This window comes from Pseudomonas sp. B21-056 (assembly GCF_026016325.1).
In the GTDB taxonomy this organism is placed as follows: domain Bacteria; phylum Pseudomonadota; class Gammaproteobacteria; order Pseudomonadales; family Pseudomonadaceae; genus Aquipseudomonas.
In genome coordinates this window covers 1,846,643-1,865,615 of sequence record NZ_CP087203.1, presented here as the reverse complement: position 1 = coordinate 1,865,615, position 18,973 = coordinate 1,846,643, and the positions used below count along the sequence as shown (strand labels likewise).

The 18,973-nt window shown below is 62.4% G+C and carries 18 protein-coding genes; 5 read left to right on the top strand and 13 right to left on the bottom strand.

The window, feature by feature from the left end; all coding sequences use genetic code 11:
- Positions 1–17: 17 nt before the first annotated feature.
- The gene (locus tag LOY67_RS08345) at positions 18–1,439 is read right to left on the bottom strand and encodes a transglycosylase SLT domain-containing protein (protein WP_265066743.1); all 1,422 of its coding nucleotides are present in this window, start codon (positions 1,437–1,439) and stop codon (positions 18–20) included.
- A gap of 235 nt (positions 1,440–1,674) precedes the next feature.
- Between LOY67_RS08345 and LOY67_RS08340 the strand changes: the two genes are divergently transcribed.
- The 3 genes from LOY67_RS08340 (at position 1,675) to LOY67_RS08330 (ending at position 4,711) form a co-directional block, all read left to right on the top strand.
- Positions 1,675–2,481 (top strand): TatD family hydrolase, encoded by an 807-nt coding sequence (locus LOY67_RS08340; RefSeq protein ID WP_265066742.1) that lies wholly within the window; start codon positions 1,675–1,677, stop codon positions 2,479–2,481.
- A 238-nt stretch (positions 2,482–2,719) separates the two neighbouring features.
- Positions 2,720–4,201 (top strand): methyl-accepting chemotaxis protein, encoded by a 1,482-nt coding sequence (locus LOY67_RS08335; protein WP_265066741.1) that lies wholly within the window; start codon positions 2,720–2,722, stop codon positions 4,199–4,201.
- A gap of 303 nt (positions 4,202–4,504) precedes the next feature.
- Positions 4,505–4,711, top strand: coding sequence for a hypothetical protein (locus LOY67_RS08330; RefSeq protein WP_413776168.1), 207 nt, complete (start codon positions 4,505–4,507; stop codon positions 4,709–4,711).
- 13 nt (positions 4,712–4,724) lie between these two features.
- Here LOY67_RS08330 and LOY67_RS08325 read toward each other — a convergent pair whose 3' ends face one another.
- The 3 genes from LOY67_RS08325 to LOY67_RS08315 all read right to left on the bottom strand — a co-directional run bounded on the left by LOY67_RS08325 (position 4,725) and on the right by LOY67_RS08315 (position 6,909).
- On the bottom strand, positions 4,725–5,522 hold the full coding sequence (locus LOY67_RS08325) for an acyl-CoA thioesterase (RefSeq protein ID WP_265066740.1): 798 nt from the start codon (positions 5,520–5,522) through the stop codon (positions 4,725–4,727).
- Between the two features lie 228 nt (positions 5,523–5,750).
- On the bottom strand, positions 5,751–6,512 hold the full coding sequence (locus tag LOY67_RS08320) for a CHAD domain-containing protein (protein ID WP_265066739.1): 762 nt from the start codon (positions 6,510–6,512) through the stop codon (positions 5,751–5,753).
- Positions 6,513–6,618: 106 nt separating this feature from the next.
- Positions 6,619–6,909 (bottom strand): hypothetical protein, encoded by a 291-nt coding sequence (locus tag LOY67_RS08315; RefSeq protein ID WP_265066738.1) that lies wholly within the window; start codon positions 6,907–6,909, stop codon positions 6,619–6,621.
- Between the two features lie 207 nt (positions 6,910–7,116).
- Here LOY67_RS08315 and LOY67_RS08310 point away from each other — a divergent pair, with 207 nt between their 5' ends.
- Positions 7,117–8,154 (top strand): patatin-like phospholipase family protein, encoded by a 1,038-nt coding sequence (locus tag LOY67_RS08310; RefSeq protein WP_265066737.1) that lies wholly within the window; start codon positions 7,117–7,119, stop codon positions 8,152–8,154.
- Between the two features lie 142 nt (positions 8,155–8,296).
- On the opposite strand, the gene LOY67_RS08305 is transcribed toward LOY67_RS08310, so the two are convergent.
- From LOY67_RS08305 to kdpF, 6 genes are all read right to left on the bottom strand, one after another.
- Positions 8,297–8,995 carry a response regulator gene (locus tag LOY67_RS08305; protein ID WP_265066736.1) on the bottom strand — a complete coding sequence of 233 codons (699 nt, stop codon included), beginning with the start codon at positions 8,993–8,995 and terminating at the stop codon, positions 8,297–8,299.
- A 47-nt stretch (positions 8,996–9,042) separates the two neighbouring features.
- Positions 9,043–11,694, bottom strand: coding sequence for a sensor histidine kinase (locus tag LOY67_RS08300; RefSeq protein ID WP_265066735.1), 2,652 nt, complete (start codon positions 11,692–11,694; stop codon positions 9,043–9,045).
- A 158-nt stretch (positions 11,695–11,852) separates the two neighbouring features.
- Complete coding sequence (kdpC, locus tag LOY67_RS08295) at positions 11,853–12,398, bottom strand: potassium-transporting ATPase subunit KdpC (RefSeq protein ID WP_265066734.1); 546 nt, start codon at positions 12,396–12,398, stop codon at positions 11,853–11,855.
- 178 nt (positions 12,399–12,576) lie between these two features.
- Positions 12,577–14,631: a potassium-transporting ATPase subunit KdpB gene (kdpB, locus tag LOY67_RS08290; protein ID WP_265066733.1), complete on the bottom strand. Its 2,055-nt coding sequence runs from the start codon at positions 14,629–14,631 to the stop codon at positions 12,577–12,579.
- A gap of 10 nt (positions 14,632–14,641) precedes the next feature.
- Positions 14,642–16,336 (bottom strand): potassium-transporting ATPase subunit KdpA, encoded by a 1,695-nt coding sequence (gene kdpA, locus LOY67_RS08285; RefSeq protein ID WP_265066732.1) that lies wholly within the window; start codon positions 16,334–16,336, stop codon positions 14,642–14,644.
- A gap of 8 nt (positions 16,337–16,344) precedes the next feature.
- The gene (kdpF, locus tag LOY67_RS08280; RefSeq protein WP_265066731.1) at positions 16,345–16,434 is read right to left on the bottom strand and encodes a K(+)-transporting ATPase subunit F; all 90 of its coding nucleotides are present in this window, start codon (positions 16,432–16,434) and stop codon (positions 16,345–16,347) included.
- A 255-nt stretch (positions 16,435–16,689) separates the two neighbouring features.
- On the opposite strand from kdpF, the gene LOY67_RS08275 reads away from it, so the two are divergent.
- Complete coding sequence (locus tag LOY67_RS08275; RefSeq protein WP_003183831.1) at positions 16,690–16,857, top strand: DUF2897 family protein; 168 nt, start codon at positions 16,690–16,692, stop codon at positions 16,855–16,857.
- 65 nt (positions 16,858–16,922) lie between these two features.
- On the opposite strand, the gene LOY67_RS08270 is transcribed toward LOY67_RS08275, so the two are convergent.
- The 3 genes from LOY67_RS08270 to LOY67_RS08260 form a co-directional block, all read right to left on the bottom strand.
- Positions 16,923–17,774: an urea carboxylase-associated family protein gene (locus LOY67_RS08270; protein WP_265066730.1), complete on the bottom strand. Its 852-nt coding sequence runs from the start codon at positions 17,772–17,774 to the stop codon at positions 16,923–16,925.
- A 15-nt stretch (positions 17,775–17,789) separates the two neighbouring features.
- On the bottom strand, positions 17,790–18,443 hold the full coding sequence (locus LOY67_RS08265) for a GntR family transcriptional regulator (RefSeq protein ID WP_265066729.1): 654 nt from the start codon (positions 18,441–18,443) through the stop codon (positions 17,790–17,792).
- Positions 18,444–18,605: 162 nt separating this feature from the next.
- On the bottom strand, positions 18,606–18,941 hold the full coding sequence (locus LOY67_RS08260; protein ID WP_265066728.1) for a ComEA family DNA-binding protein: 336 nt from the start codon (positions 18,939–18,941) through the stop codon (positions 18,606–18,608).
- Positions 18,942–18,973 lie beyond the last annotated feature (32 nt).

The following is an 18,973-nucleotide window of genomic DNA, read 5'->3' as shown; positions in this document are numbered from 1 at the left end:
CAAATCTATTTATTCGATCACTTGCGCAGTGCAACCTTTTGACTCTTCGGTTCCAACGACTCCCGCTCCCGATCAAACGCCAGATAGTATTTGTTCACACTATTAACGTAGCTGACGGCGCCCATTCCCACCTGCTCCATGGCAATGCGCTCGACCTGGAAAAACCACTGGTTGGGATTCAAACCCCGCCGCCGGGCCTCGGCACGCATGCCCTGAACACGCTCGGGTCCCATATTGTAGGCAGCCAGCACAAAAGCCATGCGTTCGCGCTCGTTGAGCTTGGGACTGGAGAAAAACTTGCGGCGGATCATGGCCAGGTATTTGGCACCGGCCTGGACATTGGCGTCCAGGTTCTGAATGTTGCCGACCCCGACCCGCTGGGCCGCCGCCGGGGTGATCTGCATCAGCCCGGTGGGACCGCTGCCGCTGCGGGCGCTGGGTTGCAGGGCGGACTCCTTGAAGGCCAGGGCCGCCAGGTTGAGCCAGTCCATGTCCTGGGCCTCGGCATGCTTTTGCAGCACCGGGCGCAGTTTCTCCAGCCGCTGGCGGTCGGCCCGGGCCAGCGGATAATGAACCTGGTACAAACGCCGGTAGATGCGCAGGAACGCAGCGTCCTCGTTGGACGGTACCTTGTAAGTCGTCAGGAAGCCGTTGATGCTCGCCCGCAACATCGCGGCGTCGCGGCGAACGAACCAGTGCTCGTCATCCGGCTCACCGATCAGCACCTGGCGGTCGAAACGCAGCTTGGGCAGGATCTTGCCCCAGCGCTCGGCGATGGGTTGCTCGACGATGGTCAGGTGGAAAATGCCGCCCTGGACCATTTCCAGCACATCCTCCACCGCCAGGGTGGGGTCGACCCATTCGATCTTCACCGGCGATAACTTGAGCAGCGCCAGCTTCTGGTTGATCTGGCCCACCGCATCCCCCGCCGCACTGCCGTTGGGCAAGGCCAGGGTCTTGCCGGACAACTGTTCCACCCGCGTGTAGCGTTTCTCGCCCTTGATGCCCACCAGCATCAACGGCACGCCGCTGCGAATCGGATCGCTGGCACTGACCGCGTGACTGGCCAGGGGCTCGAGCAGCTCACCCGGGGCCACAAGGTCGCCTTCTCCGCGCTGCAGGGCACCGAGCAACTGGTCCTTGGCCTTGGGGATGATCTTGAGGGTGATTTCCTGGCCATCCCGGGCATGGCCGTTGAGGTATTGTTCGAACGCCCGCAACCGATGGTATTCGACGCCGATGGGCTGCCCCTGGACTTCACCGGAACTGTTGCGGCTTTGATTGACCAATACTTTCAGTACGCGACTGCTGCGGATCTGCGCCAGGTCACGCACCGTGCCCGGCGCCACGGCCTGCACCGGCCCGGGCAGCCGCGCCTCGGCCGGCATCGGCAGCAGCAGCGAACAACACAGCAGTAGCAACACCTGGGGACGTGTCATCCACTCTCCGGAAGGAATACCGCGACCCGCCTTCTTGAAAAATGAGGCTTGGGTCGACAGAAACAGAGCACCTGGGGCGCTGAAAAGTGCGCAAGACTGGCACAGTGATGGCGTTTATACCAACCCGACCTGTCTCGTGGCCTCAACAGACAGCCTCAACTCGTTGTAGTTCTTGGCTTTTCTTATAAATCTACAGCTCTGATATGCTTTCCGGCCTTTGGGCCGAGGTAGCACCATGCAACTCATCGATATCGGCGTCAACCTGACCAACCCCAGTTTCGCCGACAAACACCAGGCGGTGCTTGAGCGCGCTTATGAAGCAGGGGTCTGCCAACTGATCCTGACCGGGACCAGCGTCGAGGGCAGCGAGCAGGCGCTTGAGCTGTGCCAACAACTGGATGAGACCGGCGAGCGCCTGTTCTCCACCGCCGGCATCCATCCCCACAGCGCCAGCGACTGGACCGCCGACAGCGCCCGGCACCTCAAGGACCTGCTGAAGCAAAGCCACGTCCGTGCCGTGGGAGAATGCGGACTGGATTTCAACCGGGACTTCTCCCCTCGCCCACAACAGGAGAAAGTCCTGGAGGAACACCTCGCCCTGGCGGCGGAGTTGCAGCTTCCGGTCTTCCTTCACGAACGCGACGCCGACCAGCGCTTGCTGGAGATCCTGCGGGATTTCCGCGACCGGCTGCCGGCCGCGGTGGTGCATTGCTTTACCGGTGAGAAAAAGGCGCTGTTCAGCTACCTCGACCTGGATTTGCACATCGGCATCACCGGCTGGGTCTGCGATGAACGCCGAGGCACGCACCTGCATCCGTTGGTACGCGAGATCCCTCGCGGCCGGCTGATGCTCGAAAGCGATGCACCCTACCTGCTGCCCCGCACCCTGCGCCCCAAACCGAAGAACGGTCGCAATGAGCCGGCCTACCTGACGGAAGTCTTGCGCGAAGTCGCCTTGCATCGAGGCGAAACCCAGGAAGACCTGGCAGCTCACAGCACGGCATGCGCACGGGCCTTCTTCGGGTTGCCCACGATCTCCTGAGCCCCCCGAATCCCTTGTGGGAGCGAGCCTGCTCGCGATGGCGGTTAGTCAGCTTGCAGATAGGTGACTGACCCACCGCTATCGCGAGCAGGCTCGCTCCCACAGGGGCCCTTCTACAAAAGCTTCTGGCCAGCCCTCGGCTCCATCTGTTGACCCACATCAAAACTCCAGCCCCCCGGATAGCGGCAGAATAATGGCACCTTGCCAAAACTGTTTCCGCTATCAGAGAAGACCTTCCATGGGTGCCTGGCTTAGCAATATCTCGCTGAAATACAAATTCTGGGCGGTCAACGCGGTCGCCTTCGTGACCACCTTGCTGCTGGTGCTCTACGCGGTACAGCTTGAACAACAGGCCCGCAATGATGCGGCCCGGGTGAATGCCCAGGCCCAGGCGCGCCTGCTCAGCGCCTGGCCCGCCGGGCAAGCATTGCCCAGGGCCGATAACCTGCTGGCTTTCCAGCAAGGCCAGGTGCCCGTGTTCAACGATCAGTCGTTGCCTTCACTGTCGCAGGCGCAGGGCTGGGTCGATCTGGATCCCAAGCCACTCGTCGGGAATCAGCCGTTGCTGGGCGCTGACATCATCCGACGTGGCAACGGCCAACAACTCGCCGTCCTGGCCCAGGGTGCAAGCCTGAGCCAGGTATTCGGCGAGCGTTTCAGCCAGTACGCCGTGGCGGTGTTCGTGCTGATGCTGGCAATGCTGGGTGCATCGCAGTTGTTGATCCGCTTTCTGCTGAGCCAGCTCAACACCCTGAAGGACGTGATGCTGCACGTGGAAAAAACCGGTGACCTGTCCGCCCGCGTGCCCCTGGCCTGCAAGGATGAAGTGGGCCAGATGGCCGCAGCATTCAATGCCATGCAGGCCGGGTACCAACGGGTGGTCGATACCGTGGCCAGCACCGCCCGCCAACTGGACAGTGGCGCGGCACGATTGGCCTCGAGCATGAGCGAGGTTCGCCACGGCATGCTTGGGCAGCAGAGCGAAACCGACCAGGCGGCGACGGCGATCAACGAGATGTCCGCCACGGTGTATCACATCGCCCAGCACGCCGGAGCTACTCGCGACCTGTCGAAAACCGCCGACACCCTGGCCGGCAATGGCCGCGAAGTGGTCAATCGTGTGGAGCAGTCGATCACCGGGTTGTCCTCCGGGGTGCAGCAGACCGCCGAGATGATCCAGCGTCTGGCTGAAGACAGTCAGAAGATCAACAGCGTGGTCAATGTGATCCACAGCATCGCGGAGCAAACCAACCTGCTGGCCCTCAACGCGGCCATCGAAGCGGCGCGGGCCGGGGAGATGGGACGGGGATTTGCCGTGGTGGCCGACGAGGTGCGCAACCTCGCCAAACGGGTCCAGACCTCAACGGATGAAATCACCACCATGGTGTCGGCCCTGCAAGCGGGTACCCAGGACGCGGTGGATTTCATGCAGGAAAGCTCCTGCAAGGCCGACGATTGCGTACAACAGGCCCGCGAGGCCGGCGAGGCGCTGGAGCAGATCACCGGGGCGGTGGCGCAGATGCGCGAGAGCAACACCCAGATCGCTGTCGCAGCCGAGCAGCAAAGCCAGGTGGCCGAGGAAATGAACCGGGCGGTGGTGGGCATTCGCGACGTGACCGAAAACACCGTGCGCCAGACCGTGGATTCGGCTACCACCAGCCATGAACTGGCGACCCTCGCGGGCGAGTTGAGCAAGGCGATCGGGCAGCTCAGACTTTAGAACTGCGTACGGGGGGCCTCGACTGCGCTTCCCCTGTGGCGAGGGGATTTAGCGAAACGTCGCACCGCCCCGCTGGGTCGCACAGCGACCCCAACACAGCCGACCAAAGTTTCAAGTCTTATGAAGGCTGCTTTTGAGAGGGGCGCTTCGCACCCCAACGGGGATAAATCCCCTCGCCACAAAAGTAACTCTCACCTCCACAGTCACGGCCAGCTATCGCGTCCATAGCCAACCGCGATTCGCCGCCCTGCACCGCCATGCCTATTCTTGTATCAATCGATGTCAGGAATAAGGAACCGCATCATGCACAAACGTCACCCCACCCTTCCGGCCTGGCAATGGCACACCGGCCATCCGACTCAACTGGCGTTGCACCTGATCGCCGTACCCTTGCTCATCATCGCATCGTTGCTGATCATCTCGGGCGTGCTCAGCCTGAACCTGGCGGACATCAGCATCGGCATCATCGCGGTATTCGCTTCGCTGGGACTGCTGCACCACGCTCACTGAGCGCCCGCGTACCTCAGCCGAAAATCGTCACGGTCTGCCGGCTCATGGCAATCAGGCGGCCATCGGCGCTCCAGAACTTCGCAGCGACATGACCGTAGCCATCCTGGGCGTACTCGATCTCGGCCAGGTATTTGCACCAGTCCAGCGTCGTCAACGCCAACACAGGTTGGACAAACTCAATGGTCCAGGTGAGCGTGCTGCCTGGCGCCATTTGCGTCAGGTGAGGCAGCAACGCCGGCGGCCAGGCATCCACCAGCGCGAGAATGTGGGCTTCGTTGAGCGGCTCTTGCTTTATATCCCCACGTAGCCGCACCCAGCCGCCCATGCTGCGGGATTTATTGCCGGTGAACGGCAGGCCACCGACACTCCAGCACATCGCCAGGTGACGCATGAATTCCGGCGTGCCGCCCTTGATGTACGGCAGCTCCTGGCAGTGCTCGACACTTTTGAACTCAGGCGCAGGGTCGGCCTCCACCGCCACCACGGAGGCACGCGATGCACCGAAGCTGCCTTGCACCACAGTCACCACCTGGCCGTTCTGCACCGCACGCCCCTGCACCTGGCTGACCGCCTTGCCTTCACGCAATACCTCGACTTCGAAGCTGACAGGCACGTCCGGTTCGACCGGGCCGACGAAGGTGATCGCCAGCGAACGCACCGGACGATCCGCCGGCACCCGCGCACGCATCGCCTCATATTGCAGCGCCGCCACCAGCCCACCAAAAGTGGCGCGCCCCTGGCCCCATTCAGGCGCGATGGTCACGGCGTCTGGCTGACGGCGCACGGCATCGATCAAATCGGAAAAGCGCATGGCAACCTCGAAAGCGTGGGAAAAGAATGAAGGGATCTTAACCAGCCGGGCTGAACGGCACAGCGCTCATTCCGGCCAAAGAGGCTGACAGATAGGCCGCCACGCTGGAATCCACCGAAAGACTATTGTGCGAGCCTGCTCGCGATGGCGGAGGGTCAGGCAGCATGGATGCAAGTTGACCCGGTGCTATCGCGGGCAGGCTCTCCCACAGGGGGATAAGTGTGGAGTTCAGGATTTGTGAAAGCAGCTGGCAATCAACTTATCGAGCACCTTGTCAGCCTTGGCTTCGGCCTTGGCCATGGTGCTGCGCCAGACCGGCACACACACTTGCAGATCCTGTTCCTGTTCGGCCCGCGCCAGCCATTGCCAGCAGTCGTGCCAATCGCCCAGGGCGCCTTGGGCGGACTTGAGTCGGGGCATGGCCGCTTCCGGCAGGCGATCGAGTTCCGGGTAGGCTTCGATCGCGTAGCGCACGCGCTTGATCAGCAGCCGCAACCGGTGGCGGTCATGGGCCGGATCACGCAAGGCTTCACCGAGTTTTTCCCATTGTTTGCCCAGACGTTTTTCGATGCGTCTGCGCAATCCCTTGAGCAGGCCCTGGCGCTGGGCAGCGCGAATGAAGCGTGGAAATGCATCGAGGATCATCAACAGCTGCAGCAACTCCCGACTGGCGGCCACGGCTGGATAGGCCTCGGCCATCTGCAGCCGGCGCCGTTGCGCCGCGTCGGTGTTGCCGTGCTGCTCAAGGTAGGCCGCCAGCACTTCCCGGTCACGCAACGGCGTGGTCAGGGTGCCGACCGCCGAAGCGGCCGTTTCCAGCTGTTCGACGCCTGGCAAGCCGCGCAACGGGCGAAGCAGGCTGCGCAAACGACGGACCGTGGTCCGCAGGTCATGCAGCGCTTCGCTGTCGGTATGGGCATCCAAGCGGGCCTGGCAGGCCAGCAGGCGGACTTCCAGGCCCAGTATCCGGGCCACCAGCCGATCGATCATGGGGCGTACTCCGTACGCAGTTGCAAGCCTCAAGCTTCGAGCTGCAAGTAGAGGTGTGTCGCGTGCTTCTCTCTTGCAGCTTGTCGCTTACAACTTGCCGCTGCTGTTATCGTCCCGCGCGGGATTCGCGGATGTAGAAGCGCGCCTTCTCGGCTTTTCTCGAGCAGCCCTCGAACGCTTCGAATTGCTGCTGGGTCTTGGCGCCGGTCAGCAGCGACAGGGCCTTGGAGTAGCTGACGGTACCGGCAAAGCCTTCGGCCTTGGCGAGGTCCAGTTCATGCCAGGCGGCGTCGAGCTGGGTGCCGCAGCTGTCACGATAAGCTGTTTTGCCTGCGCAACCGGCCAGGGCCAGAACCATCAGGGATGCTACTACGGGCAGGCAGATCCGGGCTTTCATCATTACACCTCAGTCAGGTCAAACAGTCGTGCTGGTAAGACGGTCGCAAAGGCGAAAAGTGCCTTGGCTGGACCGCCTGATTTCAAGTGTGGGCGAGCATACAAAAATGTCACACCAGCGTGTCAATAAACGACGCCTGTGCCACAACGATTGAGCCGGGCCGTCGATGAGTGCATTGTTGAAGTCTGTTCGACAAGAGGCCGGGTCATGACAAAACGTGTCGCATTGGTATTGGGCTCGGGCGGCGCCCGGGGCTATGCCCATATCGGCGTGATCGAGGAGATCGAACGACGCGGCTACGACATTGCCTGCATCGCCGGTTGCTCGATGGGCGCGGTGGTGGGCGGCATCTACGCTGCCGGCAAGCTCAGGGATTACCGCAACTGGATCGAAAGCCTGGACTACCTGGACGTGTTGCGGCTGGTGGATGTCAGCTTTCGCCTCGGGGCGATTCGCGGTGAAAAAGTCTTCGGGCAGATTCGCAAGATCGTCGGTGAACTCAATATCGAAGACCTGCGCATCCCCTACACCGCCGTGGCCACGGACCTGACCAACCAACAGGAAATCTGGTTCCAGGAAGGTTGCCTGCATCAGGCGATGCGCGCCTCGGCGGCGATCCCCAGCCTGTTCACGCCGGTGATGCAGGGCAATCGCATGCTGGTGGACGGTGGGCTGCTCAATCCGCTGCCGATCGTGCCGGTGGTGTCGAGTCATTGCGACCTGATTATCGCGGTCAACCTCAATGCCACCAACCAGCGCCAATACAAACTGCCGGTGATCCCCCGCCCCGCCGCATTCAGGAGTCGCTTCGACAACCTGATCAGTTCCCTGGGGTCGAAATTTCCATTTCGGCGCAAGCAGGCCGAACAATTGTTGCTGCTGGAGCAGGAAGCGTTGAAGGCCGAGGCCGCCGACATCAACCCCTGGCTCGAATCCGCCGAGCCCGAAGGCCAGCAACCGGCCGCCGCGCCCGAGGCCGAAGGCGCACCGAAGTCCGCCACCGGTTCGTTCATCATCGATAACGTCGGCCCGGCCTCGTTGCTGGACTTGATCAACCAGAGTTTCGAGGTGATGCAGACCTCGCTGGCCCAGTACAAGATCGCCGGGTATCCGCCGGATGTACTGATCAACGTGCCAAAACGGGTGTGCCGGTTCTTCGAGTTCTACAAGGCGCCGGAGTTGATCGCCCTGGGGCGGGAGATTGCCAGTGATACTTTGGATCGGTATGAGAGTGAGCAGAACTGAGATTTTCAGCGGGTGTTAGGGCCTCATCGCGAGCAGGCTCGCTCCCACATTTGGATCGAGGCCGGACACCTGTTTGTGGATACCGCTCGTCCAATGTGGGAGCGAGCCTGCTCGCGATGGCAATCGCCCAGGTGAAGATGAACTAAAGCCCACCCTCCCCCAACAACCGATACCCCACCCCCGCCTCGGTCACAATGAACCGGGGACGAGTCGGGTCGTCGGCCAGTTTTTGACGCAAGTGGCCGACCACGATACGCAGGTAATGACTGTCTTCAGTGTGCGTCGGGCCCCAGATGTCCTTGAGCAATTGCTGCTGGGTGATGACCCGTCCGGGGTGCCGCGCCAGTTGCGCCAGCACGGCGTATTCCTTGCGGGTCAGGGCCACTTCGGCGCCATCCAGCAGCACCCGGCGATACGCCAGGTCCACCGTCAACGGGCCGAACGTCAGTGCAGCTTCCCGCGCCTCGCCTGCCGGGGCCTGGCGCAACAGGGCCCGAACGCGGGCCAGGAACTCCTGGATACCGAACGGCTTGGTCACGTAATCGTTGGCGCCATTGTCCAGCGCCTCGACTTTCTGCGCTTCACTGGCCCGCACCGAAAGCACCAGCACCGGCACCGTCGACCATTGGCGAAACTCGCACAGCACCTGTTGACCATCCATGTCCGGCAGGCCCAGGTCGAGCACCAGCAGATCAGGCTTGTTCAAGGCCGCCTGGGCCAGGCCATCGGCCCCCGTGCCGGCCTCCAGCACCTTGTAGCCCTGGGAGGCCAGGCTGATGCGCAGGAACTTGCGGATCTGCGGTTCGTCATCGATGACCAGGATGGTCGCGGTCTGGCTCATGGGATCGGTTCAATACAAGGGAAGGAGCAAGAATATCCCAGCCCGGCTCAGGCTTCATCGTCCATGCCCGGTTGTGTCTGCAAGGGCAAGTGCAAGGTGATGCAGGTGCCACGTCCATCGAGGCCATCGCCCACGCTGATCCGCCCGCCATGGGCGCCCACCATGCCCTGACAGATCGCCAGTCCCAACCCCGTGCCCTGCCCACCCCGGTCGCCGCGTGCCGCGGTGTAGAACATGTCGAAGATTTTCTCCCGCTCTTGCTCAGGAATCCCCGGCCCCTCATCGGACACGGCAAAAAACACTTCGCTGTCGGTCGCGCCCGCGCTCAACGACAGGCGCCCGTGGGCCGGCGAGAAACGCGCGGCATTTTCCAGCACATTCACCAGGGCCTGTTCGATCAGCGCCGCGTGGACATGCAGCAATGGCAATTCGGCAGGCACCTCGACGCTGACCATCAGCGGCGCCAGCACCGCCCTCAGGCGGTTCAACGCGCTGCCGACGATATCGGCCGGCGCCACCCAGTCCCGCGCCAGTTTCAGGGCACCGTGACCGAGGCGGGTCATGTCCAGCAGATTCTGGATGTAGCGATCCAGACGCTCGGCCTCATCGCGGGTGCCTTCGAGCAATTCGCGACGATCCGCCAGCGGGATCGCCTCCCCCAGCGCCAACAGGCTGTCGATGCTGCCGCGCATGGCGGTCAGCGGTGTGCGCAGATCGTGGGACACCGAGGCCAGCAAGGCGCTACGCAGTTGCTCGGTCTCGCCATGCAGGCGCGCCGCCTCCAGATCCTGGGCCAATTGCGCCCGGGCCAGCGCCTGGGCCAGTGGCTGGCTGAGGGCCGCCAACCAGCGACGACGCTGACCGTCCAGAGGCTTATCGTCTTTCGAGCGCACCCCCAACAAAGCCAGCGGTCCACCTTCCACCGATAACGGCCACCACCACCAGCGCCCGGACGGCAGCGTCCCGGTACCGGCACCCGCGGGCTGATCGTGCTGCCAGGCCCAGTCGGCTGCCGCACGTTCGGCCTCGACGAACGTCAGCGGCTCCGTGGTCTCGACCTTCCAGCCACTCTGCCCCTCTCGATTGAGCAGGCACAACTGCAAGTCGTGCCAGCCGTTGAAGTGCTGCGCGGCGGCGCTGATTACTGCCTGGCGGTCGGTGGCAGCCGTGAGCTTGCGTGACAGGTCGAGTAGCTCGCCAGTTTCCTGCTGAGTCTCACGCAGCGCCTGCAACTGCCGGCGCTGGCGAGCGGCCAGGTTGCCGGTCAGGGCCGCCATCAGCAGAAAGAACACCAGCGTCAGCACGTCTTCGTCACGCTGGATGGCGAGGGAAAAGTTCGGCGGGATGAACAGAAAGTCGTAGGCCAGGAACGACAGTGCCGCGCAGGCCAACGCTGGGCCGAGGCTGCTGCGCACCGCCACCAGCAGGACCGCCATCAGAAACACCAGGGAGATATTGGGCAACGCCAGCAGCCCTGAAATTCCCCAGGCCAATGCACTGGCCGCCACGGTCGCCAGCAACGCCAGGACGTAGTCGAAACCGGTCTGGACGCTACTGGTATATACGCGGGCAGGACGCGTTTGTTCATCGCTGTCCAGCACGTTGATCTCCAGCCCCCGGGCATCGCGCAACAAGCGTGAAGCCAGGCCACCCCCGAACAATCGCCTGCGCAGGCGCGGCCGGGACTGCCCTACCAGGACCAGAGTGGCGCGACGTTCGACGGCATGCTGGATCAGGGTCCTGGCCACCTCGCCGGCCCGCAGCAGCACCACTTCGCCGCCAAGACGTTCCGCCAGTTGCTGGGCATTTTGCAGGCGCTGGCGCAAGGCCTCGTCCCGGGCGCCGCCGTTGTCCACATGCACCAGGCTCCACGGCAGATGTCGCCGCTGGGCGACGCGGCTGGCATGGCGCACCAGGCGCTCGGCTTGATCATCACCGTCCACACCCACCAACAATCGCCCCCGCACCACCGGGGCAGCCTGCCCCTGCTGCCGATAACCCAGGGCCAGGTCGTTATCCACCTGCGCGGCGGCGGTCTGCATCGCCAGTTCACGCAGGGCCGTCAGGTTGGTCTGGGTAAAGAAAGCGTCTATCGCCGCACGGGCCTGCTCCGGCACGTAGACCTTGCCATCGCGCAGGCGCTCCAGCAGCTCGCGAGGTGGCAAGTCGATCAGCAACAGTTCATCGGCTTCCTGCAGGACCCAATCCGGCAGCGTTTCGCGAACCTGCACACCGGTGATGCCACGCACCTGGTCATTGAGGCTTTCCAGGTGCTGGACGTTGACGGTGGTGTAGACGTCGATGCCGGCGGCAAGCAGCTCTTGAATGTCTTGCCAGCGCTTGGCGTGGCGGCTGCCGGGGGCATTGCTGTGGGCCAGTTCGTCCACCAGCACCAGGCTTGGCCGGGCGGCGAGCAGGCCGTCGAGGTCCATTTCTTCGAGCATCACGCCACGGTATCGGGAGCGCACCAACGGCTGTTGCACCAGGCCGCCGAGCAGCGCTTCGGTTTCGGCGCGACCGTGCGTCTCCACCACGCCGGCGATGACCTTCACGTTCTGACGCAACCGGGTGTGGGCCGCTTGCAGCATGGCGTAGGTCTTGCCGACACCCGGTGCCGCGCCCAGAAAGACCTTGAGCCGGCCACGACCGCTGCGGGGCAGGTTGGCTAACAGGGCGTCGGCGCGGCCGGAGTCGCTCATGGTGTGGATCTCGTGCTTTCAGATATTGATGGCATGCCCATTCTCACAGGCTGTATGAACCCCTGGTGGGAGCGAGCCTGCTCGCGATGGCAATGTGTCAGCTTGCGGCTGTGTCATTGATACACCGCTATCGCGAGCAGGCTCGCTCCCACAAGGGATTACAGTTTTTCCAGCGCCAGGTTCAACGCCAGCACATTCACCACGGGCGGCCCCACCAGAGGCTGCTCGATGTGGGTGTCGAGCAAATGCTGCAAGGTCTGGACCGGCAGGTTGCGCGCTGCGGCGACTCGCGCCAGTTGATAGGCAATCGCCGCCGGTGGCAAGTGCGGATCCAGCCCGCTGCCGGAAGTGGTCAACAGCGCCAGCGGCACCGGGCCCTGGCCGGGTACCAGCAGCGTGCAGGCATCGTCGATTATCCGTGTGGCCAGGGCCGGATTGCTCGGGGAAAGGTTACTGGCACCGCTGGCAACCGTGGCGAAGGTGCCGGCCGAGGGACGTGGATGGAACCAGGCATCCCCCTGGAAATCCTGGGCGATCAGCAGCGAGCCACGGACCTTGCCGTCGGCATCCTGGACCAGGCTGCCGTTGGCCTGGACGGGAAAGGCGACTTGCGCTACGGCCGTGACCAGCAGGGGGTAGGCGATGCCGGTGATCAGGGTCATCAGCAGTAACAGGCTCAGGGCCGGGCGAATTAGCATAGACATACAGAGATCCTCAGTTGAAACCTATTTGTGGCGAGGGGATTTATCCCCGCTGGGTTGCGCAGCGACCCCAGAGCATTCGCCACCGTTTGCCTGACACATTGGGTACAGGTTTGGGGCTGCGGCGCAGCCTAGCGGGGATAAATCCCCTCGCCACAGGGTTAGCTGCACGCTTCAAACTTCAAACCAGCCCCAACGCCGTCAGCAACACATCAATCCCCTTGATCCCCACGAACGGCACCACGATCCCACCCAGGCCATAGATCAACAGGTTGCGCCGCAGCAACGCCGCCGCGCTCGCCGCCTGCACCCGCACGCCGCGCAGGGCCAGGGGGATCAGCACCACGATGATCAACGCGTTGAACACAATGGCCGAGAGGATGGCGCTCTGCGGGCTGCTCAGGTGCATCACGTTCAACACGCCGAGCTGTGGATAAATCGAGGCGAACAACGCCGGCAGGATTGCGAAGTACTTGGCGATGTCATTGGCGATGGAAAAGGTGGTCAGCGCCCCACGGGTCACCAACAGCTCCTTGCCGATCTGCACCACATCCAACAACTTGGTCGGGTCACTGTCGAGATCGACCATGTTGGCCGCCTCCCGCGCCGCTTGCGTGCCGTCGTTCATCGCCATGCCGACATCGGCCTGGGCCAGGGCCGGGGCATCGTTGGCGCCGTCGCCGCACATGGCCACCAGCCGACCGTCATCTTGCTCATGGCGGATACGCGCCAGCTTCTTCTCCGGGGTGGCCTCGGCCAGCACGTCATCGACGCCCGCTTCAGCGGCAATCGCGGCAGCGGTCAGCGGGTTGTCGCCAGTGACCATCACGGTACGGATGCCCAGCTTGCGCAACTCGGCGAAGCGCTCACGGATGCCTGGTTTAACCACGTCCTTGAGGTGAATGGCGCCCAGCAGCTTGCCGTCAACGCTCACCAATAAAGGCGTGCCGCCGCTCTGGGCAATCTTGTCGACTTCCCGGGCCAGCATCGGCGGCAGCTCGTTGCGCGACAGACCGATAAAGTCCAGCAGCGAATCCACCGCGCCCTTGCGATAAACCCGCCCCTGATAATCAACGCCGGACAATCGGGTTTCAGCACTGAACGGCACCGCCGTCAGCGATTCCACGGCGGGCTCGGGCTGTGAATGCAAACCTCGAAGGTAGTCCACAATGGACTTGCCTTCGGCGGTGTCATCGGCCAACGAGGCCAACAGCGCACCTTCGGCCAGCGCCTTGACGTTCACACCGGGGGCTGCATGAACCGCTGCACAACGACGATTACCAAAGGTGATGGTGCCGGTCTTGTCCAGCATCAACACGTGCACATCCCCCGCCGCTTCCACCGCACGACCGGACTTGGCGATTACATTCAGGCGCACCAGCCGGTCCATCCCGGCGATGCCGATGGCCGACAGCAACCCGCCGATGGTGGTAGGAATCAACGTGACCAACAGCGCCACCAGGAACACCAGGGGCAGGCTGCCGTTGGCGAAATGGGCGAACGGTTGCAGCGTCACCACCACCAACAGGAAGATCAGCGTCAGGCCGATCAACAGAATGTCCAGCGCCACTTCGTTCGGCGTCTTCTGGCGCTTGGCGCCTTCGACCAAAGCGATCATGCGGTCCAGGGTGGACTCACCGGGATTGCTGGTAATGCGCACCAACAACCAGTCGGAGACCAGCCGCGTGTTGCCGGTGACCGCCGAACGATCGCCGCCGGATTCGCGGATGACCGGTGCCGACTCCCCCGTGATCGCCGCCTCGTTGACCGCGGCAATGCCCTCGATCACCTCGCCGTCGCCCGGAATCATCTCCCCTGCCTCGACGCGCACCACATCACCTTTGCGCAAACGGGTGGCGGGTATTGCTTCAAAACCATTGGCGATCCGGCGACGTGCGCTCAGGCCTTCACTGCCGGCCTTGAGGCTGTCGGCCCGGGCCTTGCCGCGTCCTTCGGCCAGCGCCTCGGCGAAGTTGGCGAACAGCACGGTGAACCACAGCCAGAGCGCGATCTGCGCGGCAACGAACGTCGGTACAGCGCTGTCGGGAACGAAGCACAGCGCAGTGGTGAGCATCGCGGTCAGTTCCACCACCAGCATCACCGGCGCCCGGTGCAACTGGCGCGGGTCGAGCTTGATGAAAGCTTGTAGCAACGCCGGCCGCCACAAGGCGGAGATGGCGGTTTTCGCTACTTGCGGTGCCTGGGTGGCGACCGCTTCGGGTGCGGGCATATTCATCATCGGATCCTCAGAAGCCCATGCTCAGGTGTTCGGCAATCGGGCCAAGGGCCAGGGTCGGCAGGAAAGTCAGGCCGCCCACCAGCAGAATGGTCACGGTCAGCAAGGTCACGAACAGCGGACCGTGGGTGGGGAAACTGTTCTGGCCGATCGGGGCGGTTTTCTTCAGCGCCAGGCTGCCGGCCAACGCCAGCACCGGCAGGATGTAGCCGAAACGGCCGATCAACATGCCCAGGCCCAGCATCAGGTTATGGAACGGCGTGTTGGCGCCAAATCCGCCGAATGCCGAACCGTTGTTCGCCCCCGCCGACGTGTAGACGTACAGCAACTGGCTGAAACCATGGGCGCCGGGATTGCTCACCGCAGCGGCCGGCCCGGGCAGGCTCGCGGCGATGGCACCCAGAACCAGCACACTCACCGGCATCACCAGTAGGGTCACCACCAGCAACTGCACTTCCCGGGCACCGAGTTTCTTGCCCAGGTATTCCGGCGTGCGGCCGATCATCAAGCCGGCCAGGAACACCGCGATCAGCACGTTCAGTAACATTCCGTAGAGCCCGGCCCCGACGCCACCGAAGATCACTTCGCCGACCATCATGTTCACCAGCGCGACCATGCCGCTGAGGGGGTTGAGGCTGTCGTGCATGGCGTTGACCGAGCCGTTGGACGCCGCCGTGGTGGTCACCGACCACAGCACCGTGGCGGTGGTGCCGAAACGCGCTTCCTTGCCTTCCAGCGGCGCGCTCTGCTCCACGGCCGCATCGGCCAATGCCGGATTCGGTTGGTATTCGGCCCACAACGAAGTCGCGGCGCCGATCAGAAAGAGCGCGAGCATGCAGGCGATGATTGCCCGACTCTGGCGCAGGTCCTTGACGTAATGGCCGAAGGTAAACACCAGCGCTGCGGGAATCAGGATGATCGAAGCGAGTTCGAACAAATTGCTCCAGGCCGTCGGGTTCTCGAACGGATGCGCCGAGTTGACGCCGAAGAAACCGCCGCCATTGGTGCCCAGTTGCTTGATCGCTATCTGGCTGGCGGCCGGGCCCAGTGGGATCACTTGGTCAGCGCCCTGCATCGTCACGCCGTGCACGTATTGCGCGAAGGTCTGCGGCACGCCCTGCCATACCAGGAACAACGCCAACAACAGGCACAGTGGCAATAACCCGTAGAGGGTGGCGCGGGTCATGTCGACCCAGAAATTGCCGAGGGTCCTGGCCGACTTACGCCCGATCCCGCGACACAGCGCTACCAGCACAGCCAGGCCGGTGGCGGCACTGACGAAATTCTGCACGGTGAGGCCAATCATCTGGCTCAGGTAACTCAGGGACGCTTCACCGCTGTAGGACTGCCAGTTGGTGTTGGTCATGAAGCTGACGGCCGTGTTGAAGGCCTGGGTCCACTCCATGCCGGGCAGTTGCTCGGTGTTGAGCGGCAAATGCCCCTGCAACAGCAGAATTGCGAACAGCAACACGAAACCCGCCAGGTTGAAGGCGAGCAAGGCCAGGGTGTATTGCTGCCAGCTCTGCTCGACCTGCGGGTCCACCCCCGCCAACCGATAACAGCCTCGCTCCAGCGGCCCGAGAACCGGGGAAAGCCAGGTGCGCTGACCTTCCATGACCTTGTAATAGAACCGTCCGAGAAATGGCGCTGGAATCAGCACCAACGCGAAAAAGGCGAGGATCAGCCCGTAGTCATAACCGTGCATAACCGCTCCTAGTTCCGGCCCGCGCGCAACAGCGCAACCAGCAGATAGATGAACAGCGCCACTGCCAGCAGCAATGACACCCCGTCCAGGACACTCATGGGACTTCTCCGTGGTGCGGCGTCGTGCCGCGTGTGGAGTGATTGTCGGCAGGAAGGCTGTAAAGGAACGAGATCGAAGATGGGGTCGGGGGATAAAGAATTCGTAAAGAGTGAGCGATTGCCTGCTGACCGCTATGAGATGCATCGGTAGAACAGGGGTAGTATTGAACCACTGCGAGCAACCTTCGCTCATAAGTGGTAGGTGTGGCGGATTGGGTGAACGACGCCCACTGGCCCGCCCTCAAGGAGAGTCCTATGCCCTGGTATGCCTGGCTGATCTTGATAGTTGCAATCGGCTCGATCGTCGGAGGCCTGATGATGTTGCGCGACACCGCCAACAAGGTCGAACTGACTGACGAGCAACGCAAGCGCGTGGCCGAGAGGAATGCGGAGATGGATGCGAAGGAGGCCAAGGATCGTTGACGGCTTGGGCGCATCGTTTCTGTGTGGTGAGAGGATTTATCCCCTCACATAGAAAAATGTTGTGCCTATTTCTCCCAGTCCGCCTTGGCAATCTGCAGGCCATGCAAGCCCTTGTAGGCCGCCCGCTCGGGCTGGCTCCAGCCTTCCAGCAACGCATCCTCCAACCGATAGATCTCCACACCCAGGGGACGGCAGACGCTGAGCGGATCCTGTGCGTCCGGCCCCCACATTGCCAATGACAGGTCTCCGCCAGGGCAAGTGGATAACGCGCACAGCAGATCGATCTCGGCAAAAAACTCCAGGTAATCGCCCTTCTGCGCCGGACAGGCTTTCATGAAATACATGTCGTCATGGTTGAGCCCGGTGCACTGGAAAATATTCAGTACATCGTGCACATCGAATTCTGTCAGCCCGTGGGGGAGCACCGCACGGGTCAGGTTCGAATGGCAATGATGGTGGAAATCCTCTCCGGTCAGCATTCTGTTCACATAGGGGTCACAACGGGTCCCCAGCAGATCGTGCAAACGTCCGCCATGCTCGTCGATGCCGTAGCCGGCCAGACTGTCATCGGTAATGGTCACCAGTGGTCTTAAGAAAGGCAGGTTCGACCAGAGCCGGTCATGGGTGCTGACATGGGCTCCTTGCAACTGCCGAGTGCGCGCCGCCCACAGGCGCTCCCGCGGATCGTGGGCATTCCAGACGTTGAAATCGCCCACCTGCGGACCTACCGGAGTGGTGACACGAAACACATGACCGGCCGGCACGTGCCAGGCACGACCTGTGCGGATCGGCACTTCGAACTGCTCGATCAGCGTGCGCTTGTCCTGTTGGGTGCGGATCCGGTCGTAGAACGGCTTGTCCACCTGCAAGGCTGAACCTTTGCTGACCTGGTAGGCGGCTGGGTAGTCTTTGTACATGGCACGGGTCCTTGATCAGGTTTTTTTGACGGGGGTTAGCAACTGCAGGAGCATTTGCTCGGAATCGTCGAGATAGAGGCTCATCGCTTCATGCGCCGATTGCCTGTCGCCTTCAGCCAGCCAGTCATGAATCTGCCGGTCGCGGGCCAGCCACGGTGCCTGGAAGCGTGGCTCATCAGGCGCCGAGAAAAACGCCAGGCGCAACTGCGCAACCACGTTGGTGAAAAACTCATCGAGTAAAGGGCTGCCCATCAACCCGACAATGTGTTGGTGAAACGCCAGGCTGTGAGTTCCTACCGCACGCCAATCTTCACGCTCTCGGGCCAGCTCGGCCGCCTCGAGCGCTTCCAGCATTCGGTTGGATCGATACACGCCCAATGGCTGGCTGGTAAGGATCGCTTGAAGCTCCAGGGTGCGGCGGACCTTGAACAGATCCCGCACATCGTCGCCGCCCAACCTGCGGACCATCACTCCTTTGTTACGCACATAACGGGTCAGTCCTTCCTGTCCCAAGCGATGCAATGCCTCGCGGATGGTGTTGCGCGAGGCGTTGTAGGCTGAGACCAGGTCGTTTTCCACCAAGGCCATCCCGGGTAGCAAGCAGCCACCGATGATGTCGGCGCGGAGCTCCAGGGTGATCTGGTCGGCGAGGGAAAGTCCCGTGTTCATGCTCAATGCCTCAGATTGTTCAACAATCGACTGGTAGTGAGTAATCATGATTTGTGCCAGATGTCATTTTTCTCGGCCGGCGTCGAATCATCGCCATGGTTTCGTGTCCGTCAACAAAGCAAAAGGCCAGTCATTCGACCGGCCTTTTTTCGCTATCTCATCTCAATTCACTTCCAGTTTGTCGAGATTCCTGTCCAGGATCGCCTTGCCTATTCCCTTGACCTCCAACAACTCCTCGACCGAGGAGAACGCCCCATTTGCTTCCCTGTATGCAACAATCGCCTTCGCCTTGGCCTCGCCTATACCCGCCAGCTCGCGCTGCAGCGTAGGGGCATCTGCCTCGTTAAGGTTCACTTTAACGTCTTGGGCCTTCACCGAGATGTCCATCGTCTGTGATGGTGTCGGTGTCTCGGGTTTGGCTGAAGGTGCAGCAATGGCGGCAATAGAGGCGCTGGTCAGCAGGGCAAAAACCAGGGAGTAGAAATAGCCTGTACGCATAAGTGACGCTCCATGACATCGTTAAGAGAGAA

Coding starts and splice junctions, on each gene's coding strand:
- LOY67_RS08260 (WP_265066728.1), bottom strand. CDS start 18,941: ATGCGTACAGGCTATTTCTACTCCCTGGTTTTTGCCCTGCTGACCAGC.
- LOY67_RS08275 (WP_003183831.1), top strand. CDS start 16,690: ATGCCCTGGTATGCCTGGCTGATCTTGATAGTTGCAATCGGCTCGATC.
- kdpC (WP_265066734.1), bottom strand. CDS start 12,398: ATGTCTATGCTAATTCGCCCGGCCCTGAGCCTGTTACTGCTGATGACC.
- LOY67_RS08270 (WP_265066730.1), bottom strand. CDS start 17,774: ATGTACAAAGACTACCCAGCCGCCTACCAGGTCAGCAAAGGTTCAGCC.
- LOY67_RS08330 (WP_413776168.1), top strand. CDS start 4,505: ATGCACAAACGTCACCCCACCCTTCCGGCCTGGCAATGGCACACCGGC.
- LOY67_RS08345 (WP_265066743.1), bottom strand. CDS start 1,439: ATGACACGTCCCCAGGTGTTGCTACTGCTGTGTTGTTCGCTGCTGCTG.
- LOY67_RS08340 (WP_265066742.1), top strand. CDS start 1,675: ATGCAACTCATCGATATCGGCGTCAACCTGACCAACCCCAGTTTCGCC.
- kdpB (WP_265066733.1), bottom strand. CDS start 14,631: ATGAATATGCCCGCACCCGAAGCGGTCGCCACCCAGGCACCGCAAGTA.
- LOY67_RS08305 (WP_265066736.1), bottom strand. CDS start 8,995: ATGAGCCAGACCGCGACCATCCTGGTCATCGATGACGAACCGCAGATC.
- LOY67_RS08320 (WP_265066739.1), bottom strand. CDS start 6,512: ATGATCGATCGGCTGGTGGCCCGGATACTGGGCCTGGAAGTCCGCCTG.
- kdpA (WP_265066732.1), bottom strand. CDS start 16,336: ATGCACGGTTATGACTACGGGCTGATCCTCGCCTTTTTCGCGTTGGTG.
- LOY67_RS08315 (WP_265066738.1), bottom strand. CDS start 6,909: ATGAAAGCCCGGATCTGCCTGCCCGTAGTAGCATCCCTGATGGTTCTG.
- kdpF (WP_265066731.1), bottom strand. CDS start 16,434: ATGAGTGTCCTGGACGGGGTGTCATTGCTGCTGGCAGTGGCGCTGTTC.
- LOY67_RS08265 (WP_265066729.1), bottom strand. CDS start 18,443: ATGAACACGGGACTTTCCCTCGCCGACCAGATCACCCTGGAGCTCCGC.
- LOY67_RS08325 (WP_265066740.1), bottom strand. CDS start 5,522: ATGCGCTTTTCCGATTTGATCGATGCCGTGCGCCGTCAGCCAGACGCC.
- LOY67_RS08310 (WP_265066737.1), top strand. CDS start 7,117: ATGACAAAACGTGTCGCATTGGTATTGGGCTCGGGCGGCGCCCGGGGC.
- LOY67_RS08335 (WP_265066741.1), top strand. CDS start 2,720: ATGGGTGCCTGGCTTAGCAATATCTCGCTGAAATACAAATTCTGGGCG.
- LOY67_RS08300 (WP_265066735.1), bottom strand. CDS start 11,694: ATGAGCGACTCCGGCCGCGCCGACGCCCTGTTAGCCAACCTGCCCCGC.